The following is a 15,628-nucleotide window of genomic DNA, read 5'->3' as shown; positions in this document are numbered from 1 at the left end:
ATGCCTCGCAAACCCGCATAAATACTGAATGTGTGGAGTTTTGCTCATGGCTAGAAATATATTAAAAGGATGGTATTAACATGTATAGTCAGGAACGAAAAACAAAAATCATAGATCTTCTGGGGGCTCAGTCTTCGGTCAGTGTGAACGTCCTCGCAGATATGCTTCACACTTCCAAAGAAACAATCCGTCGGGATCTTAAAAGCCTGGAAGCCGAGGGCATTTTAACCCGTACACATGGTGGTGCCATTCTGAATGCGAATCCATTAAATGTAGGAACCGCAGCCAAATATGGAGACACCGTTTTAAACAGTGAGTCTCCTTTTTTGCTGCGTCACGGGCGCAATATCCCACAGAAAAAGCTCATTGCACAAAAAGCTGCTTCTCTGATTGAAAACAGGGATACTATTTTTATTGATAACAGTTCCACAACTTTATTTTTACTGGATTATATTCCAAAAGAGATGCATCTGACTATCATTACCAACTCTGTAAAGGTTTTACTGGAAGCCGCCAAATTAGAGAATCCGAATCTGTCTCTGATCTGCCTTGCAGGATTTTACAATGGTAATAACTATTCTCTTTACGGAACACGTACAATTAAGAGTTCCGAAGAATTTTATCCGGATAAAACTTTTATTTCCTGCACGGGAGTTACGTTGAACAAAAGACTCACAGATATCAGTCTGAACGAAATTGACACCAAGAAAGCAATGATGGACAAGTCTGAAGAGACTTACCTTCTTGTTGACCACACAAAGTTTGAAGTAGCAGGTCCTTTCTTCCTCGGCAATTTCAATGAAATTGACTGCATCGTGACAGACAACTTCAACTATACTCCAGAGGTTTCCGAAACTCTCCGGACCATTACAAAAAAACATGGGGTCCGGATCATCACTGCGTAAGGGAGGATGTACAATTGAATATTTTAGCTTTTGATCTCGGCGCAAGCGGTGGCAAATTATTTCTCGCCAAAATCGATGGGGACAATGTATCGATTGAGAATATCCACCGTTTTGACAATGTTTCCTATTCAGCAAACGGCGCACTTTTCTGGGACATCATTAACATTTATAAAGAAATGAATGTCGGAATCAAAAAAGCCATTGAAATGACAGATGATCAGATCGACTCATTTGCCATCGATTCTTTTTCCAATGACTTTGGTCTGATCGACAAAAACGGTCAGTTACTCACACAGGTACGCTGCTACCGTGATGAGCGTACTGCCAGACATGCAGACAAGATTTACAGCAAGCTTTCAAAAGAAAAGCTTTATGAACTGAGCGGCAACCAGAATGCACTCTTTAACACTTATCTGCAATTAGGCGCCATGCGCGAAGACGGTCACGGATTTTTATTAGATAACGCTTATAAACTTCTGTTTATCCCGGATCTTCTGATCAATTTCCTGACCGGCAAGACAATTTCCGAATATACGATTTCTTCTGTCAGCCAGCTGTATGATTTTAAGAAAGATGACTGGTGTCAGGAAATCCTTGACAGTTATGATATTCCACGCGAATTATTCGGCACGCTTACAAAGCCGGGTACACTGCTTGGAAATACGCAGGAAAGTTACAATGAAATGATGGGAACAAAGGGATTCCCTGTATCCGTTGTCTGTGAGCACGATACTGCTTCTGCATATCTGTCTTCACCGCTCCACACAGACTGCGCACTTGTAAGCTGTGGTACATGGTCACTGATCGGTACGGAGCTTGACCACTGCGTGATCACCCCGGAAGGCTATGCCGCCAATCTGGCAAATGAAGGTGGCTACGAAGGTCATCACCGCATCCTGCGCAATGTGATGGGTTCCTGGTTCATACAGGAGAGCAAACGTTATTACAAAGAACATGGAAAAGACTACAGTTTCAGTGAACTCGGTGAACTCGCCGAAGCTGCAGAACCATTCCGTTTTCTATTTGATCCGGATGAACCTGTTTTTTATAATCCGGGTAATATGCCAAAGAAAATCCAGAAGTACTGTATGGAACACTACGGAGAGGCTCCGGAAACAGTCGGCGAGATTATCCGCTGTATCTACGAAAGCCTTGCCATGAAATTCCGCTGGACAGTCGAACAGCTTGAGAAGGTATCCGGAAAAGAATTACCGGTCATCAACATGATGGGTGGCGGTTCCAAGGCTGAAATCCTTTGCCAGTTTGTTGCCAACGCCTGCAGACGCAAAGTCATTGCAGGACCGGACGAGGCAACTGCCATCGGAAATATTACTGTACAGTTAATTGCCATCGGAGCCGCTTCTTCCCTTGATGAAGCAAAAAATATCATGGCATCTGCCTCCAAAATGCGCGAATATTTACCTCAGAATCACGAAGAGTGGGATGTTAAATATCAGAAATGTATCATTAACAAATAAATCACATACATCACATACATTATGAGGAGGAAAAACTATGAAAAACATTTTAACCGCACCATTTATTCAGGAAATTTCTGAAATGACAGCGAACATGTACCGCCTTGGCTGGGATGAACGAAACGGCGGAAACATCAGCTGGCTGCTTGAGGATGAACCTCTGGAATATTATCTGGATCTTGATCATGTTATCCGTACGATCCCGATTAATTTCGATGCTTCTTATGTTGCAGGTCGTATCTTTATGGTAACAGGAACCGGAAAATATTTCAAAAATATTACTCCAAACCCGGCAGAGAACCTTGGTATCGTACGTGTGGCACAGGATGGAAAAAGTCTGGAGTTGTTATGGGGATTTGAAGGAAATGCCGCTCCGACAAGCGAATTTCCAACACATCTGATGAACCACATGGAGCGTCTGAAAGTAGATCCTACACACCGTGTTATTATGCACTGCCACCCGGTAAACACAATTGCAATGACATTTGTACATTCCATCGACGAAAAAGAATTTACAAAAACTCTGTGGGGTATGTGCACAGAATGTATCGTTGTATTCCCGGACGGTGTCGGAATCGTTCCTTGGATGATCGCAGGAACGAACAAAATCGGCGAACTCACAGCTGAGAAGATCCGCGACCGCAGAATCATTCTCTGGGCACAGCACGGAATTTTCGCTGCCGGACATACGCTTGATGAGGCATTCGGTCTGATCGAGACAGTCGAGAAAGCAGCTGAAATTTATATGAAGATTGCTCCGCTTCCGATCGTAAATAAAATTCCGGAAGAGCAGTTAGGCGAACTTGCCAGAAGCTTTGGTGTAACACCAAGAGAAGGCTATCTGGATTAAAAAGAAATAATATATTTTACCAGGAGGAAACTTAAAGATGTACTTAGAAAAAATGTTTGGACTTAACGGAAAAGTTGCTATCGTAACAGGTGGTGGACGCGGTATCGGACAGGTTATCGCACAGGGGCTTGCCGAAGCAGGTGCCGAAGTTGTAATCTTAAGCCGTTCCGGTGCTGAAGAAACTGTAAAATTAATTACAGAAGCAGGTGGAAAAGCTTACGATCTCAAAGCTGATGTTACAGATGAAACACAGGTGGACAAAGCTCTTGCAGAGATTCTTGAGCGTTCAGGTTCTATCGATATCCTGTTCAATAATGCCGGTATCTGCATGCATCAGTCCACATTAGAAGCTACTGTTGAAGAATTTCGCGAAGTTGTTGATATCAACTTGACCGGAGAATTTATCATGTGCCGTGCCGTTGGACGTATCATGATCGAACGTGGCATCAAAGGAAGCATCATCAATATGGCTTCTATGTCCGGAACGATCGTTAACATCCCACAGTGGCAGGTTTCTTACAACGCTTCCAAAGCAGGTGTTATCCACATGAGCAAATCTCTTGCCATTGAATGGGCTGAATACGGCATCCGTGTAAACTCTTTAAGCCCTGGATATATTGCAACACCAATGTCAGTCGATGTACCGAAAGACTTGATTGACGCATGGATTCCGCTTATGCCAATGCACAGAATGGGAAAACCGGAAGAACTCATCCCTGCAGTTCTCTATCTTGCATCCGATGCCTCCGGATATACAACCGGAAGCGATATTATCGTAGACGGCGGATATTCCGTACAGTAATTTCACTTAGCAAAAAAGTTGCCAATGTATCACGAAAAACATTGGCAACTTTTTTATAATTTATATTTTTCCATTATCTTCTGGATGCTCTCTTCTGGATGCTCTCTTCTGTTTTTTCTAACTCACCTACAATCTATTGAAGAAACTTTCCTTTATCCAGCTTCTTTTTTATCAAATCTATAAGTTCTAAAATCAAGACATTTTGCTACTTCCGCGCAAGCATAGCTTCCACATCTGCGATTTCACAGCCACAGAAGCCGAGCGGATGAGGTTTCTTTGTATACTGCCCGTGAAAATCGCTGCCACCGGTTGTAAGAAGATCATATTTCTTCGCAATCTCCAGAAGACGCTGTCTGGATTCCGTTCCGTTTCTTGGATGCCATACTTCTACACCTGCAAGCAAACCCTCTTTGGCATATCGCTCAATCAGCTCAAAGCTGTCAAACTGCTCCGCATGCGCTACCACCGGAAAACCTCCAGCTTCCCGGATTACCGTCGCCGCTTCTAACGTCGTCGGATATCGTTTCGGTACATAACAGCTTCCCTTTGAAGAAATCAGTGAACTCATCAGCTCTCCGATTGCCACATTTGTATAGCCAAAATCACATAACGGCTGCATCACATGACATTCATATATCGATTCGCTGTCTTTTGCATAAGATTCCACCAGTTCTGGTGTCACAAGCGGATATATTTCATGTACTCTGCGCGCCATCTCCAGCTTCTGCTCTCTTCGCCATTTCAATGTATTTTCCAGAAATCTATCGATCATCTGACAATCCTTTGGCAGATAGCAGAGCAAATGCACATTTCTTCCACTTTCTTCATCAAGCGTAGACATTTCCACGCCCGGAACCACATGCACGCCAAGTTTCCCGCCAAGCTCCACAGCTTCATCCACACCTGCCATTGTATCATGGTCTGTGATTGCAATATACTTAAGTCCGATCATTGCAGCGTATTCTATCACCTGTGCAACCGTTCTGGATGCATCTGAATGTGTCGTGTGCACATGCAGATCACACGGATTCGCTGCTGTTAATTCATTTTTTATTATATTTTGTTTCTCTGACATTTTCTTGCCAACTTTCTTACTTTTCTTTTTTCCACAGTCTCTGGTTCTTACGCCTCTTCATCCTGATCGTTCGTCAGATGCAGTCTGTCAAGAATGTAGAAAATAAGACTTAAAATCATGCCGACTACACATGCAAGCACCATACCGGTCAGCTCAATATCCCCAAACGCCACTTTGATTCCGGAAAGTCCAGTTACAAATACTACTGAAGTAAGTGTCAGGTTTCTTGATCTACCATAGTCCACCTGTGAGTCAACCAGAATACGGATACCGGATGCTCCGATCATACCGTATAACAGGAAGGAAATCCCTCCGATAACCGGTCCCGGAATCGTCTGGATCAGCATAGATAATTTTCCTACGAAAGAGCAGATGATAGAAAGCACTGCCGCCCCTGCGATCACGCGCACGCTGTATACTTTTGTAACCGCCATAACACCGATATTCTCACCGTAAGTCGTTGTTGGTACGGAACCGATCAAACCGGAGATCATGGTAGAGAAGTTATCTCCGAATAAAGATCTGTGTAGCCCCGGTGTTTTCAACAGATCACGGCCTACAATCTTACTCGTTACAACCTGATGTCCGATATGTTCTGACGTAATAACGAGAAGTACCGGAAGAATCATCAGGATTGCACCTGTATCGAATTTTGCCATTGTAAAGTTCGGCAGTGCAAACCAGGACGCAGAAGCCACTTTAGAAAAATCAAGGATGCCACAGCCAAGCGCTGTCAGATATCCTGCGATAACCGCAATCAGAATTGGAATAACCGATAAAAATCCGCGGAATAAAATATTCCCAAAGACCGCAACACCGAGTGTCACAAGAAATACGATCACATTTCTCATGTCCAGTTTGTCATCCAGAAGTCCTGCATTACTCGCTGCTGAACTGGAAAGTTCCAATCCAATCAATGCTACTACAGGTCCCATCGCTGCCGGCGGCAATACAACATCAATCCAGTCTGTTCCACATTTATAAATAATGAGCGATAAGATACATCCGCAGAATCCAACCGCAACGAAACCGCCCAGTGCATATTCATATCCCATTTTCGAAATAACAACACCTGCCGGTGCCAGAAATGCAAAGCTGGAGCCAAGATATGCCGGCGCCTGCCCCTTTGTTACTGTCATAAAAATCAATGTTCCGACACCGTTCATAAATAATACAATCGCCGGATTAATACCGAATACAAACGGCACCAAAACCGAAGCCCCAAACATTGCAAACATATGCTGGATGCTGAGTGGAAGCAGCAGTTTAAATGGCACTTTGTCCTCAATTTGAATAATTTTACGTTCTCCCATGTTTTCCTCCTGTACCTTTCATTCCTTTAAGTTTGTGTAATTATATTATTTCACTTTGTCCATTGTATCATATCGGTATCTATAAGAAAAGAAAAAGGAGATTGCAAAATCTCATTTGCAATCTCCTTTTGTCCCATTATATGATACAAGATTTTATAGAATAACCTTACCGGCATCTCAATCCTTTATGTATGCTTTTAGTATAAGCATTTTACAGTTGGATAAATCTTTCTGAATTTCTGGTATTTCTCTTCGTATTTGTCAACCAGTTCTTTCTCCGGCTCAACTGTATCAATAACTTTTACAAGTTTGGAAGCGATCGTCTCAACATCCGGATATGCTCCGCATCCGACTGCTGCCAGCATAGCTCCGCCAAGTGCCGGCCCTTCTTCGCTTTCAATAACATCTACCTTCATGTTCATAACATTTGCAATGATCTTCTTCCACAGTGGGCTCTTTGCTCCGCCACCGCAGATCTTTGTTCTCTCAATCTTAATTCCAAGACTTCTTGCAACTTCCAGAGAATCACGAAGTCCGAATGCAACACCTTCCAGAACAGCCTGTGTCATGTCTTCTCTTGTTGTGTCCATAGACATTCCGATAAACATTGCTCTTGCGTCCGGGTTGTTGTGTGGAGAACGTTCACCCATCAGATATGGCAGGAAGAATACATTGTTCTCACCCAATTTCTGAATGCCTGCCTGCTCTGCCGCAAAGTCTGTTGTCTTGAGGATTTCCTCATTCCACCACTTGTTGCAGGAAGCTGCACTTAACATACATCCCATCAGATGATAATATCCGTCTGCGTGTGCAAAGGAATGTAAAGCGTTGTGCTCATCTACTCCAAAGTTCTTGCTGGAAATGAAAATTGTTCCGGAAGTTCCAAGAGAAATATTACATCTTCCGTCACCTACAGTTCCTGTTCCAACAGCTGCTGCAGCATTGTCTCCGGCTCCTGCGATAACTTTTACTTCTGCAGGAAGTCCAAGTTCTTTCGCAATGTCTTCTTTCAGAGTTCCTACTACTTCATAACTTTCATATAACTTCGGAAGCATCTCTTCTGTGATTCCGCAGATATCAAGCATTTCTTTTGACCAGCAGCGATTCTTAACGTCCATAAGAAGCATACCGGATGCATCGGATACGTCTGTGCAGAAAGATCCAGACAGCTTGTATGCCAGGTAATCTTTTGGAAGCATGATCTTTGCAATTTTAGCGAAATTCTCAGGTTCATTCTTCTTCATCCAAAGAATCTTCGGTGCTGTAAATCCTGCAAATGCAATATTTGCTGTGTAAGCGGATAATTTATCCTTTCCAATTACTGTATTCAGATAATCTGTCTCTTCTCCGGTTCTTCCATCGTTCCACAGAATTGCCGGGCGGATCACATTATCTTCTGCGTCCAGTGCAACAAGTCCGTGCATCTGTCCACCAAAGCTGATTCCTGCAACCTGTGACTTATCACACTCTGCTGTCAGTTCTTTGATTCCTTCCATAGACTGTGCAAACCAGTCTTCCGGTTTCTGCTCAGACCAACCCGGATGCGGGAAGAACAACGGATACTCTTTGGAGACAATCTTCTTAATATCTCCCTCTTCATCCATTAATAACAATTTAACTGCTGATGTTCCTAAATCTACACCAATGAATAACATTGTTTTTATCCCCTTTCTTATGCAAATGGATTTTCTGTCTTATATCTTACACCTTTTGGCTGATTATATCCAATCTCTTCTACAGGAACTCCGATATATTTGAAAACTTCATATAAAGCTTTTCCGAAATGTCCAAATGCAACTGCTCCGTGATGTGGGTATCCTCCCTCGAGCAGTACGTGGCGGTAGAATCTTCCCATCTCCGGAATTGCGAAAATACCAACGCCTCCGAAAGATTTTGTTGCTACCGGAAGGACTTCACCATGCGCAATGTATGCACGCAGTTTGCAGTCTGCTGTGCTCTGCAGACGATAGAACGTAATATCTCCAGGAATGATATCCCCTTCCAGAGTTCCCTGTGTTACTTCTTCCGGAAGTGTTCTTGCCATAATCATCTGGTTCTTCATTTCACAGAATGCAAGCTTGCTGGATGCTGTATTTCCACAGTGGAATCCCATGAAAGTATCTTTCTGTGTATAATCGTATTTTCCTTTAATCTCGCTCTCATACATATCCTTCGGTACTGTGTTGTTAATATCCAGAAGTGTTACTGTATCTTCGCTGACAACCGTTCCGATGAACTCACTGAGCGCTCCGTAAATATCTACTTCGCAGGAAACCGGGATTCCCTGGTCTGTCAGACGGCTGTTGACATAACATGGTACGAATCCAAACTGTGTCTGGAATGCAGGCCAGCATTTTCCTGCGATCGCAACATATTTTCTGTAACCTCTGTGATCTTCTACCCAATCTTTTAATGTGAGCTCATACTGTGCGAGTTTCTCAAGGATCTCCGGTTTCTTATTACCGGCTCCAAGTTCTGCTTCCATCTCTTTGACAACTGCCGGGATTCTCTCATCTCCTGCATGTTTGTTAAATGCTTCAAACAGGTCCAGCTCTGAATTTTCTTCAATCTCTACACCCAGATTATAAAGCTGTTTGATCGGCGCATTACATGCTAAGAAGTTTAACGGTCTCGGTCCAAAGCTGATGATCTTTAAATCATTTAATCCGATGACAGCTCTTGCTACCGGCATAAACTCATGAATCATATCTGCACATTCTTCTGCATCTCCGACCGGATATTCCGGAATATATGCATTGATATTGCGAAGCTGTAAATTGTAGCTTGCATTAAGCATACCACAGTAAGCATCTCCACGTCCCTGTACCAGGTTGTCTCCTGTCTCTTCTGCTGCTGCCACGAACATCTTCGGTCCGTCAAAATGTTTTGCAAGCAATGTCTCAGAAATCTCTGGTCCGAAGTTTCCAAGATATACACAAAGTGCATTACATCCCGCTTTCTTAATGTCTTCGAGTGCCTGCACCATATGGATCTCGCTTTCAACGATACAGATTGGACATTCGTAAATGTTCTCTGCTCCGTATTTCTTTGTGTAGGCATCGATCAGTGCCTTTCTTCTGTTTACAGATAAGCTCTCCGGGAAACAGTCACGGCTTACTGCTACAATTCCAAGTTTTACTTCTGGCATGTTGTTCATAATACCAATTCCTCCTTCAAAAATGTTGTTTTTCATAATACATGTTTTGTAAATCTTTTGTTTTATAAATCCGTTACACTCGTAACGCCGCCGGCATTAAACCGACACATTCTCGCCTTTCAGCCCGCAAAAGGCGCCTTCAATCTTTGCATCCTCATGTGCGATGAGCCACTTGTTTCTCGCTGTGAGAAGTCTTGCTTCTCCCTTGGCATCCGCCGGTATCTCTACGTCTGTGTTTGTTCCCTTTGGCAGGATCACAACACAGCGGAACCCTTTCTCATTCGTCATACATGGTGCATAATGCAGCGTTGTTGCATACATCTCTACTGCTGTTCCTGCCGGAACAAAGAATGCTTCGATCTGATCTGTATCGTAAGTATACTCTTCTGTAATATCCTGCTGTCTTCCTACGAGGAGAATCATATCTGTCACTGCTACATTGATTTCTGAACTTCTGTGATACTCTACTGCGTTCAGATAAGTATTGAACCCGTTGCAGAATCCCACCTGGATCGGCAGTCCTCCAAACGCACGGTCTTTAAAAGCGTTTGCAACAGGAAGATCTTCCAGCTCTTCCATCCCCGGCACATAGATCACTTCCCCTTTAGGAAGCGGTGTATGTTCCATGGCTTTTAAAAGCGGTGATAACGCATACCCTTTCAGTACTCGTCCATATGTCGAAAACGCTTTGTCTTCCACTTGTTGAATTTTCATAATAATTCCTCCTAAAATACAAGGTTATTATAGCAATTTTTCAACGATCTTTCGACCAAATACTTAACCGTTCATGGCAAATTCTTGTCCTTCTTGCAATTTGATCACTTTGTCCTGTGAACTTTTTTATTTTCTTCCTATTTTCCCCGCAAAAACAGAAACAGAGCGCAGTAACAAATATTGTTACTGCGCTCTGTCCTATAATTCTTTCCTGAATTCACTAGGCAATTTATTGTATTTTTTCTGAAATACCTTTGTAAATGCCTTACTGTTTGGGAATCCGTTCTGACTCGCGATCATTCCGATAGGCATATCGCTGTTGACCAGATCCTTATATGCATGCTCCAGACGTATGTCGTCAAGATAATTCTTATAGTTCGTCTTTGCATATTTTTGAAACATCCTCGACAGATAAGTAGAGGAATATCCAAAAGTCTGTGCCAGGCTTTCAAGCGATAAATCCTTCGTGTAGTTTTCCTTCATGTATGCCGTTATCGCCGATAACTTGTTCAGTTTTTTGTTGCTTCGTATCATTTCACTGTCCACAGATACTTCTCTGTACTTACTCACAAGCAGATAGATCAGCTCGTAAAAATAACTCTGTACTTTCAGATCATATCCGATCTCTTTCTTCTCATAAGCATCGTACATGTCCCGGATCACCTGCATGAATTCCTCATCATGTATCCTTCTGCTGTGTGTAAAATAAATAAACTTCTCATCCGTATAATATCGTTCAAACGTTGTCAGCGGAATCTGAAGCACTACAGTAAAATTCTCTTTCGGAGAGTGGATCGAATGGATCTCATTGGAATTGACCAACATGAATTCTCCCGGATTCAGGGAATACTTAATCTCATTCACGTAAAATTCAATCTCTCCTTCGAACAAAGCAAAGATTTCGACAGAACGATGCCAGTGCTTCTCTCTCGAGTAATTACCGCGTCGTCCCTCGAAAACAAACATTTTAAAAGGGATATCGTCATTTGGCATAATAATCTCGTGTGAATAATTCACCGGTTTCTCCCTCCTTATATTTCATAAGAATATATTGTTTGCTCGTTTCACTGCTTTTCCTATTATATCATAACAACGCTTATCTTTACAATTATAATCTCTTTTCCAGAAGTACAAGCTGCCTCCGAAATACCGTTAAATTCACATGGCACAATGTCTGCCTCTCTGTATCCAAGCCTTTTGTACATGGCTCTCGCTCTCGCTTTTTTCTTTCTACAAAGGTTTTATCCTGCGTAAAAGCACTCTTTGAAAAGTAACGATTTGTCGCTAAATTTTCTTGAGCCTTTTACCCAGCCGGTCTTGCCGCTCGCGGTTTTAATCTTAATGTTAAATGCTTTGCCTGTCATATAAATCTTCACTGCTTTTGCTTTTGTTCCGACTTTTACAGTAGCTACTTTCTTCTTACAGGAAACACTGTTGTATAATGCTTTCGTATTCTTCATCGTTCCGTATTTTCCATTTGCACGATAAGTGTAACCGGCACTTGTAATCTCATATGCGGAAGATGTCTTCTTTAATGCGCCTTTTTTATAAGTATAATTTACTTTGTACTCAACACCAGCCATCGCTGTGGACATAATATACTGTTTTGTGCTGATCGTGTTGCCTGACACTTTCAGGATATCCGTATGATGATGGTTCGTATAATTGTAAGATGTCTTTGAGAAATCAACGACTTTTGCAAATCTTCCTTTTTTATACTGGTAAATACATTCCCACGGATCGTCTTCGTTATCTGTCTCGCCCTGTATCCAGAGATATGCTTTTCCGTTCTTTAATGTTATCAGTCTTGTGTGGATCGCATAGGAAGTCCATGTTCTTGTAATCTTTGTCGTTTTCTTGTTCACCGTAATCTTTACAGTCCCGTATCTGTCATACTGGTCTTTTGGAATACTGATCTTCACTGTATCTTTCTTTTTATCACCGGTGATATCATAACTTTTGTAAGTCTTTCCTACTTTCAATTCCACCATGGACGGATTCTTTGCTTCTGCTTTCATCGGCGACATAAATAAAACTCCTGTCAGGCATACCATTGCAGCTACTGCTGCCTTTTTCCATTTTCTCATAAGCTCCTCCTTTTCTTCTATGTTTTCCTGCAACAATTGATACTTTGATGATAGCATTGACTTGCAGATCACACAAGATACTACCAGTCATATATTCGCTTTTCTGTTCCGATTTTTCAGCGACAAAAGTGCAATTACCGTTAAATGGGGACGGGGCTTTTCTAAAAAAGCCCCGTCCCCATTTATATATTTTTTCAACTAACTCTTACTATCTATCCCGCATAAAAGCACTCTTTAAAGAGCAATTTGCTTTCGTCAAATTTCTTGCTGCATTTTAACCATCCGGTTTTACCGTCAGCAGTCTTAATCTTTACACTTATAAATTTATCGCACATATAAATATTTGTTGCTTTTGCTTTTGTTCCCGCAGTCACAGCAACACCGGTTGGTTTACTTGTGGATGGACTGGTATAAAGCATTTTATTATTTTTCAATGTGCCCCAGCTGCTCTTCGTGCGATAAGAATAGGATGCTTTTACGATAGCAGCAGTTCTTGATACGATATGGAATTTTCCATTCTCATATTTGTAATCATATTTATAAACAGCCTCACCAAGCGGGCTCGTCATATTGCTCTGCTTTACAGTAAGCGTGTTGCTGGAAACTTTAACTACATCCGTACTCAGATGATAGTAATATTTCTTTACATATCCATCAAATTTCAGTTTCTTTTCCAGTTTGCCTTTGCGATATTGATACAGGCATCCCCATGTATCATCTGCATCTTCTGAAGAACTCTTCACCCAGAGATATACTTTTCCGTTTTTCAGTGTTACAAGGCTGGTCTTATAATAGAAAGAACCGATTCCTTTTTTCACAATTTTCTTTCCGTTGACAGATACTGTGATCCGCTTGATAAAGTCACTTTCATCACGTTTTCCGAGTGTAATCTTGATCTTATCTTTCTTTTTATCCCCGGTAATATCATATTTTGTATAAGTTTTCCCCGGTTTCAGTCTGACAATCGCCGGATTCTTCACTTTACCGGCTGCCTTCGCATGCACCGGAGCCATTGTCAGTGCCGTGCACAGGCAAATTGCTGCGACAAACAGATACTTTCTTAATGCTTTCCTCATGTTGTTCTCCTCCATTCTTGTCATCGCGTCTGTATATTTGCTTTACATGGAAAGCATATTCCTTAATTGTTAATATTTCCATTACAAAATTCTTAATATTTTATTATGATGCCAGGGGCAAAAGCCTGAAAACACACTGTGCTTACGTAGGAGTAGTTTTATGAAAAGTCCAGCCATTTTACTTCATCATAAAAAAACCTCCGGGACTCTTTCCTTCCCGGAGATTTTATCTTTATTTTCCTTACTTTTCTCTCGAAATCCATGCTATAAAAGGATTTGTGATATGTTCTCTTATCCCTGTTTTATAATAGTTCGCTGATTCCGTCCGCCATTGCGCTGAGGATGATGCAGCAGGAGGTTGCTCCTGCATCCAGCACACCTCTGGATCTCTCGCCCAGACGGCTGGAACGTCCGAATTTTGCTACCATGTCCTTGGTAGAATCGCGTCCTGCTTCTGCAGCTTTCTTCATCTCTGCCAGTGCTTCTTTGAAATCTTTTCCTTCTGCTCCGGCTGCTTTCATTACGTCCACGGATGGCGCCAGTGTATCTACTAATGTCTTGTCTCCGACTTTTGCATCAACGATCCCGTACAGCCCGTTAAGACCTGCTTCCAGCATTGTTCCAAGATCTGCCGCTGTGATCTCATCCAGATCTTCTCCTGCTTCTGCCATGTCCATGAAGATCGTTCCATAGATTGGTCCCATAGATCCTCCGATCTCATTTAACAGGATCATTCCCAGTTCATCCAATCCTTCGGAGAAACTGATATCTTCATCTTTGAATCTCTCTTCAAATACAGAGAATCCTTTGTTCATGTTCATTCCGTGATCGCCGTCTCCGATCAGTCCGTCTACTTCCCCAAGATATGCTTTGTTATCCTGGATCCCTTTTACCATGCGCATCAGCACCGGTTTTCCTGCTGCGTTTTTAAATGCTCCCATTTTACAAAGCCTCCTAATCCTGTTTCAGTCCCATAGAGTATGCCGGCATATCTATGAGCTCTTTTAATTCATCATCCAGTTTCATGACCGTTAAGGTTGCTCCCATCATCTCCAGGGATGTGAAATAGTTGCCTACATATGCCTTATGTGTCTTGATTCCTTTTTCTGTAAGGAGTCTGTCGATCTCATCATACAGCACATATAGTTCCATCACCGGTGTTGCTCCGAGTCCGGATACGAGTACGACAACTTCGTCCCCTTCTACGAACGGATAATCCGGTACGACAACGTCTACCATACGTTTTGCCATCTCATTGGCTGACTCTAACGGGCATACTTCGATACCCGGCTCTCCGTGATGTCCGATTCCGACTTCCATCGTTCCTTCTTTGATCTCGAAGTTCGGATGTCCGACTGCCGGAAGGGTACACGGTGTCAGACCGATTCCTACGGATCTTGTATTGTCAATGGCTTTCTGCGCAGCTGCGATAACTTCGTCCAGATCGCCACCTTTTGCAGCTTTTGCTCCGCCGACTTTCCACATCAGCACTTCGCCTGCCACACCTCGTCTCTTCTCTCTCTGATCCTTCGGTGCGGAAGCTACGTCATCGTTTGCTACAACCGTTTTGACTGTAATTCCGGCTTTCTTTGCCATCTTCACTGCCATCTTTACATTCATGTTATCTCCGGAATAGTTTCCGTATAAGCATGCAACACCTTTTCCCTGGTCTGCTACTTTGCATGCATCCAGGAATGCGGCTGCTGTCGGTGAAGAGCAGATCTCTCCGACCGCTGCTGCGTCACACATATTTTTTCCAACATATCCGACAAATGCCGGTTTGTGTCCGGATCCTCCTCCGGTTACGACTCCGACTTTTCCCTCCGGAATGTCTTTTGCTTTTACAACTCTTCCGTTCTCTGTGCTCTCTACAATATCGGAATGTGCTTTCAGAAAACCTTTAAGCATCTCATCTACGATATTGTCCGGGTTGTTCATAATCCGCTGCATATCTATTTTCCTCCTGAATCTTCTATGTCATTTCTGTAATAATGCTCTATACTATTACGTGATACCCACGGATTGTTCCGTGCTGCGCACTCTCACAATCCTACCCTTCATTCGCATATCGCGGGATTATCATCCCGCTTTTAAGCTCATGTCGGGTGGGCAGGTCCCAAGGTCTGTATCCACTTATAAGCCAGCTTATGTGGATACAGATCTTTGTCCCT

Annotated in this window: 14 protein-coding genes; 4 read left to right on the top strand and 10 right to left on the bottom strand. The window is 42.7% G+C overall.

Annotated features, from left to right (window positions below):
* Positions 1–80: 80 nt before the first annotated feature.
* The 4 genes from DW125_RS13915 to DW125_RS13900 are packed head-to-tail and all read left to right on the top strand — an operon-like array spanning position 81 to position 4,035.
* On the top strand, positions 81–905 hold the full coding sequence (locus DW125_RS13915) for a DeoR/GlpR family DNA-binding transcription regulator (protein WP_117538529.1): 825 nt from the start codon (positions 81–83) through the stop codon (positions 903–905).
* Between the two features lie 14 nt (positions 906–919).
* Entirely contained in the window at positions 920–2,383 is a 1,464-nt protein-coding gene (locus DW125_RS13910) for a rhamnulokinase (protein WP_117538528.1), read from the top strand.
* 37 nt (positions 2,384–2,420) lie between these two features.
* Positions 2,421–3,233, top strand: a complete 813-nt coding sequence (gene rhaD, locus DW125_RS13905) for a rhamnulose-1-phosphate aldolase (RefSeq protein ID WP_021859760.1) — start codon at positions 2,421–2,423, stop codon at positions 3,231–3,233.
* A 37-nt stretch (positions 3,234–3,270) separates the two neighbouring features.
* Positions 3,271–4,035, top strand: coding sequence for an SDR family oxidoreductase (locus DW125_RS13900; RefSeq protein ID WP_021859761.1), 765 nt, complete (start codon positions 3,271–3,273; stop codon positions 4,033–4,035).
* A 205-nt stretch (positions 4,036–4,240) separates the two neighbouring features.
* Here the strand turns inward: DW125_RS13900 and DW125_RS13895 are convergent, their stop codons facing one another.
* From DW125_RS13895 to DW125_RS13845, 10 genes are all read right to left on the bottom strand, one after another.
* Positions 4,241–5,110, bottom strand: a complete 870-nt coding sequence (locus DW125_RS13895; protein ID WP_117538527.1) for a PHP domain-containing protein — start codon at positions 5,108–5,110, stop codon at positions 4,241–4,243.
* A gap of 47 nt (positions 5,111–5,157) precedes the next feature.
* Positions 5,158–6,423, bottom strand: coding sequence for a uracil permease (uraA, locus tag DW125_RS13890; protein ID WP_117538526.1), 1,266 nt, complete (start codon positions 6,421–6,423; stop codon positions 5,158–5,160).
* Between the two features lie 197 nt (positions 6,424–6,620).
* A complete protein-coding gene (gene xylB, locus DW125_RS13885) occupies positions 6,621–8,078 on the bottom strand; it encodes a xylulokinase (RefSeq protein ID WP_117538525.1) in 1,458 nt (485 codons plus the stop codon).
* Positions 8,079–8,095: 17 nt separating this feature from the next.
* The gene (locus tag DW125_RS13880; RefSeq protein ID WP_021859765.1) at positions 8,096–9,580 is read right to left on the bottom strand and encodes an L-fucose/L-arabinose isomerase family protein; all 1,485 of its coding nucleotides are present in this window, start codon (positions 9,578–9,580) and stop codon (positions 8,096–8,098) included.
* 96 nt (positions 9,581–9,676) lie between these two features.
* A complete protein-coding gene (locus tag DW125_RS13875; RefSeq protein ID WP_117538524.1) occupies positions 9,677–10,294 on the bottom strand; it encodes a DUF4867 family protein in 618 nt (205 codons plus the stop codon).
* Positions 10,295–10,492: 198 nt separating this feature from the next.
* Entirely contained in the window at positions 10,493–11,311 is an 819-nt protein-coding gene (locus DW125_RS13870) for an AraC family transcriptional regulator (protein ID WP_117538523.1), read from the bottom strand.
* Between the two features lie 224 nt (positions 11,312–11,535).
* Positions 11,536–12,381, bottom strand: a complete 846-nt coding sequence (locus DW125_RS13860; protein WP_117538522.1) for a hypothetical protein — start codon at positions 12,379–12,381, stop codon at positions 11,536–11,538.
* 212 nt (positions 12,382–12,593) lie between these two features.
* Positions 12,594–13,457 carry a hypothetical protein gene (locus DW125_RS13855; protein ID WP_117538521.1) on the bottom strand — a complete coding sequence of 288 codons (864 nt, stop codon included), beginning with the start codon at positions 13,455–13,457 and terminating at the stop codon, positions 12,594–12,596.
* 302 nt (positions 13,458–13,759) lie between these two features.
* A complete protein-coding gene (gene dhaL / locus DW125_RS13850; RefSeq protein WP_021860019.1) occupies positions 13,760–14,398 on the bottom strand; it encodes a dihydroxyacetone kinase subunit DhaL in 639 nt (212 codons plus the stop codon).
* A 13-nt stretch (positions 14,399–14,411) separates the two neighbouring features.
* Entirely contained in the window at positions 14,412–15,407 is a 996-nt protein-coding gene (locus DW125_RS13845; protein ID WP_021860018.1) for a dihydroxyacetone kinase subunit DhaK, read from the bottom strand.
* Positions 15,408–15,628 lie beyond the last annotated feature (221 nt).

Origin of the sequence: Dorea sp. AM10-31 (genome assembly GCF_003435815.1) — a bacterium.
Classification (GTDB): domain Bacteria; phylum Bacillota; class Clostridia; order Lachnospirales; family Lachnospiraceae; genus Dorea_D; species Dorea_D hominis.
Note: the sequence above shows the minus strand (reverse complement) of the source record. Positions and strands in the feature narration are given on the sequence as shown.

Coding starts and splice junctions, on each gene's coding strand:
- DW125_RS13915 (WP_117538529.1), top strand. CDS start 81: ATGTATAGTCAGGAACGAAAAACAAAAATCATAGATCTTCTGGGGGCT.
- rhaD (WP_021859760.1), top strand. CDS start 2,421: ATGAAAAACATTTTAACCGCACCATTTATTCAGGAAATTTCTGAAATG.
- DW125_RS13900 (WP_021859761.1), top strand. CDS start 3,271: ATGTACTTAGAAAAAATGTTTGGACTTAACGGAAAAGTTGCTATCGTA.
- DW125_RS13895 (WP_117538527.1), bottom strand. CDS start 5,110: ATGTCAGAGAAACAAAATATAATAAAAAATGAATTAACAGCAGCGAAT.
- uraA (WP_117538526.1), bottom strand. CDS start 6,423: ATGGGAGAACGTAAAATTATTCAAATTGAGGACAAAGTGCCATTTAAA.
- xylB (WP_117538525.1), bottom strand. CDS start 8,078: ATGTTATTCATTGGTGTAGATTTAGGAACATCAGCAGTTAAATTGTTA.
- DW125_RS13880 (WP_021859765.1), bottom strand. CDS start 9,580: ATGAACAACATGCCAGAAGTAAAACTTGGAATTGTAGCAGTAAGCCGT.
- DW125_RS13875 (WP_117538524.1), bottom strand. CDS start 10,294: ATGAAAATTCAACAAGTGGAAGACAAAGCGTTTTCGACATATGGACGA.
- DW125_RS13860 (WP_117538522.1), bottom strand. CDS start 12,381: ATGAGAAAATGGAAAAAGGCAGCAGTAGCTGCAATGGTATGCCTGACA.
- DW125_RS13855 (WP_117538521.1), bottom strand. CDS start 13,457: ATGAGGAAAGCATTAAGAAAGTATCTGTTTGTCGCAGCAATTTGCCTG.
- dhaL (WP_021860019.1), bottom strand. CDS start 14,398: ATGGGAGCATTTAAAAACGCAGCAGGAAAACCGGTGCTGATGCGCATG.
- DW125_RS13845 (WP_021860018.1), bottom strand. CDS start 15,407: ATGCAGCGGATTATGAACAACCCGGACAATATCGTAGATGAGATGCTT.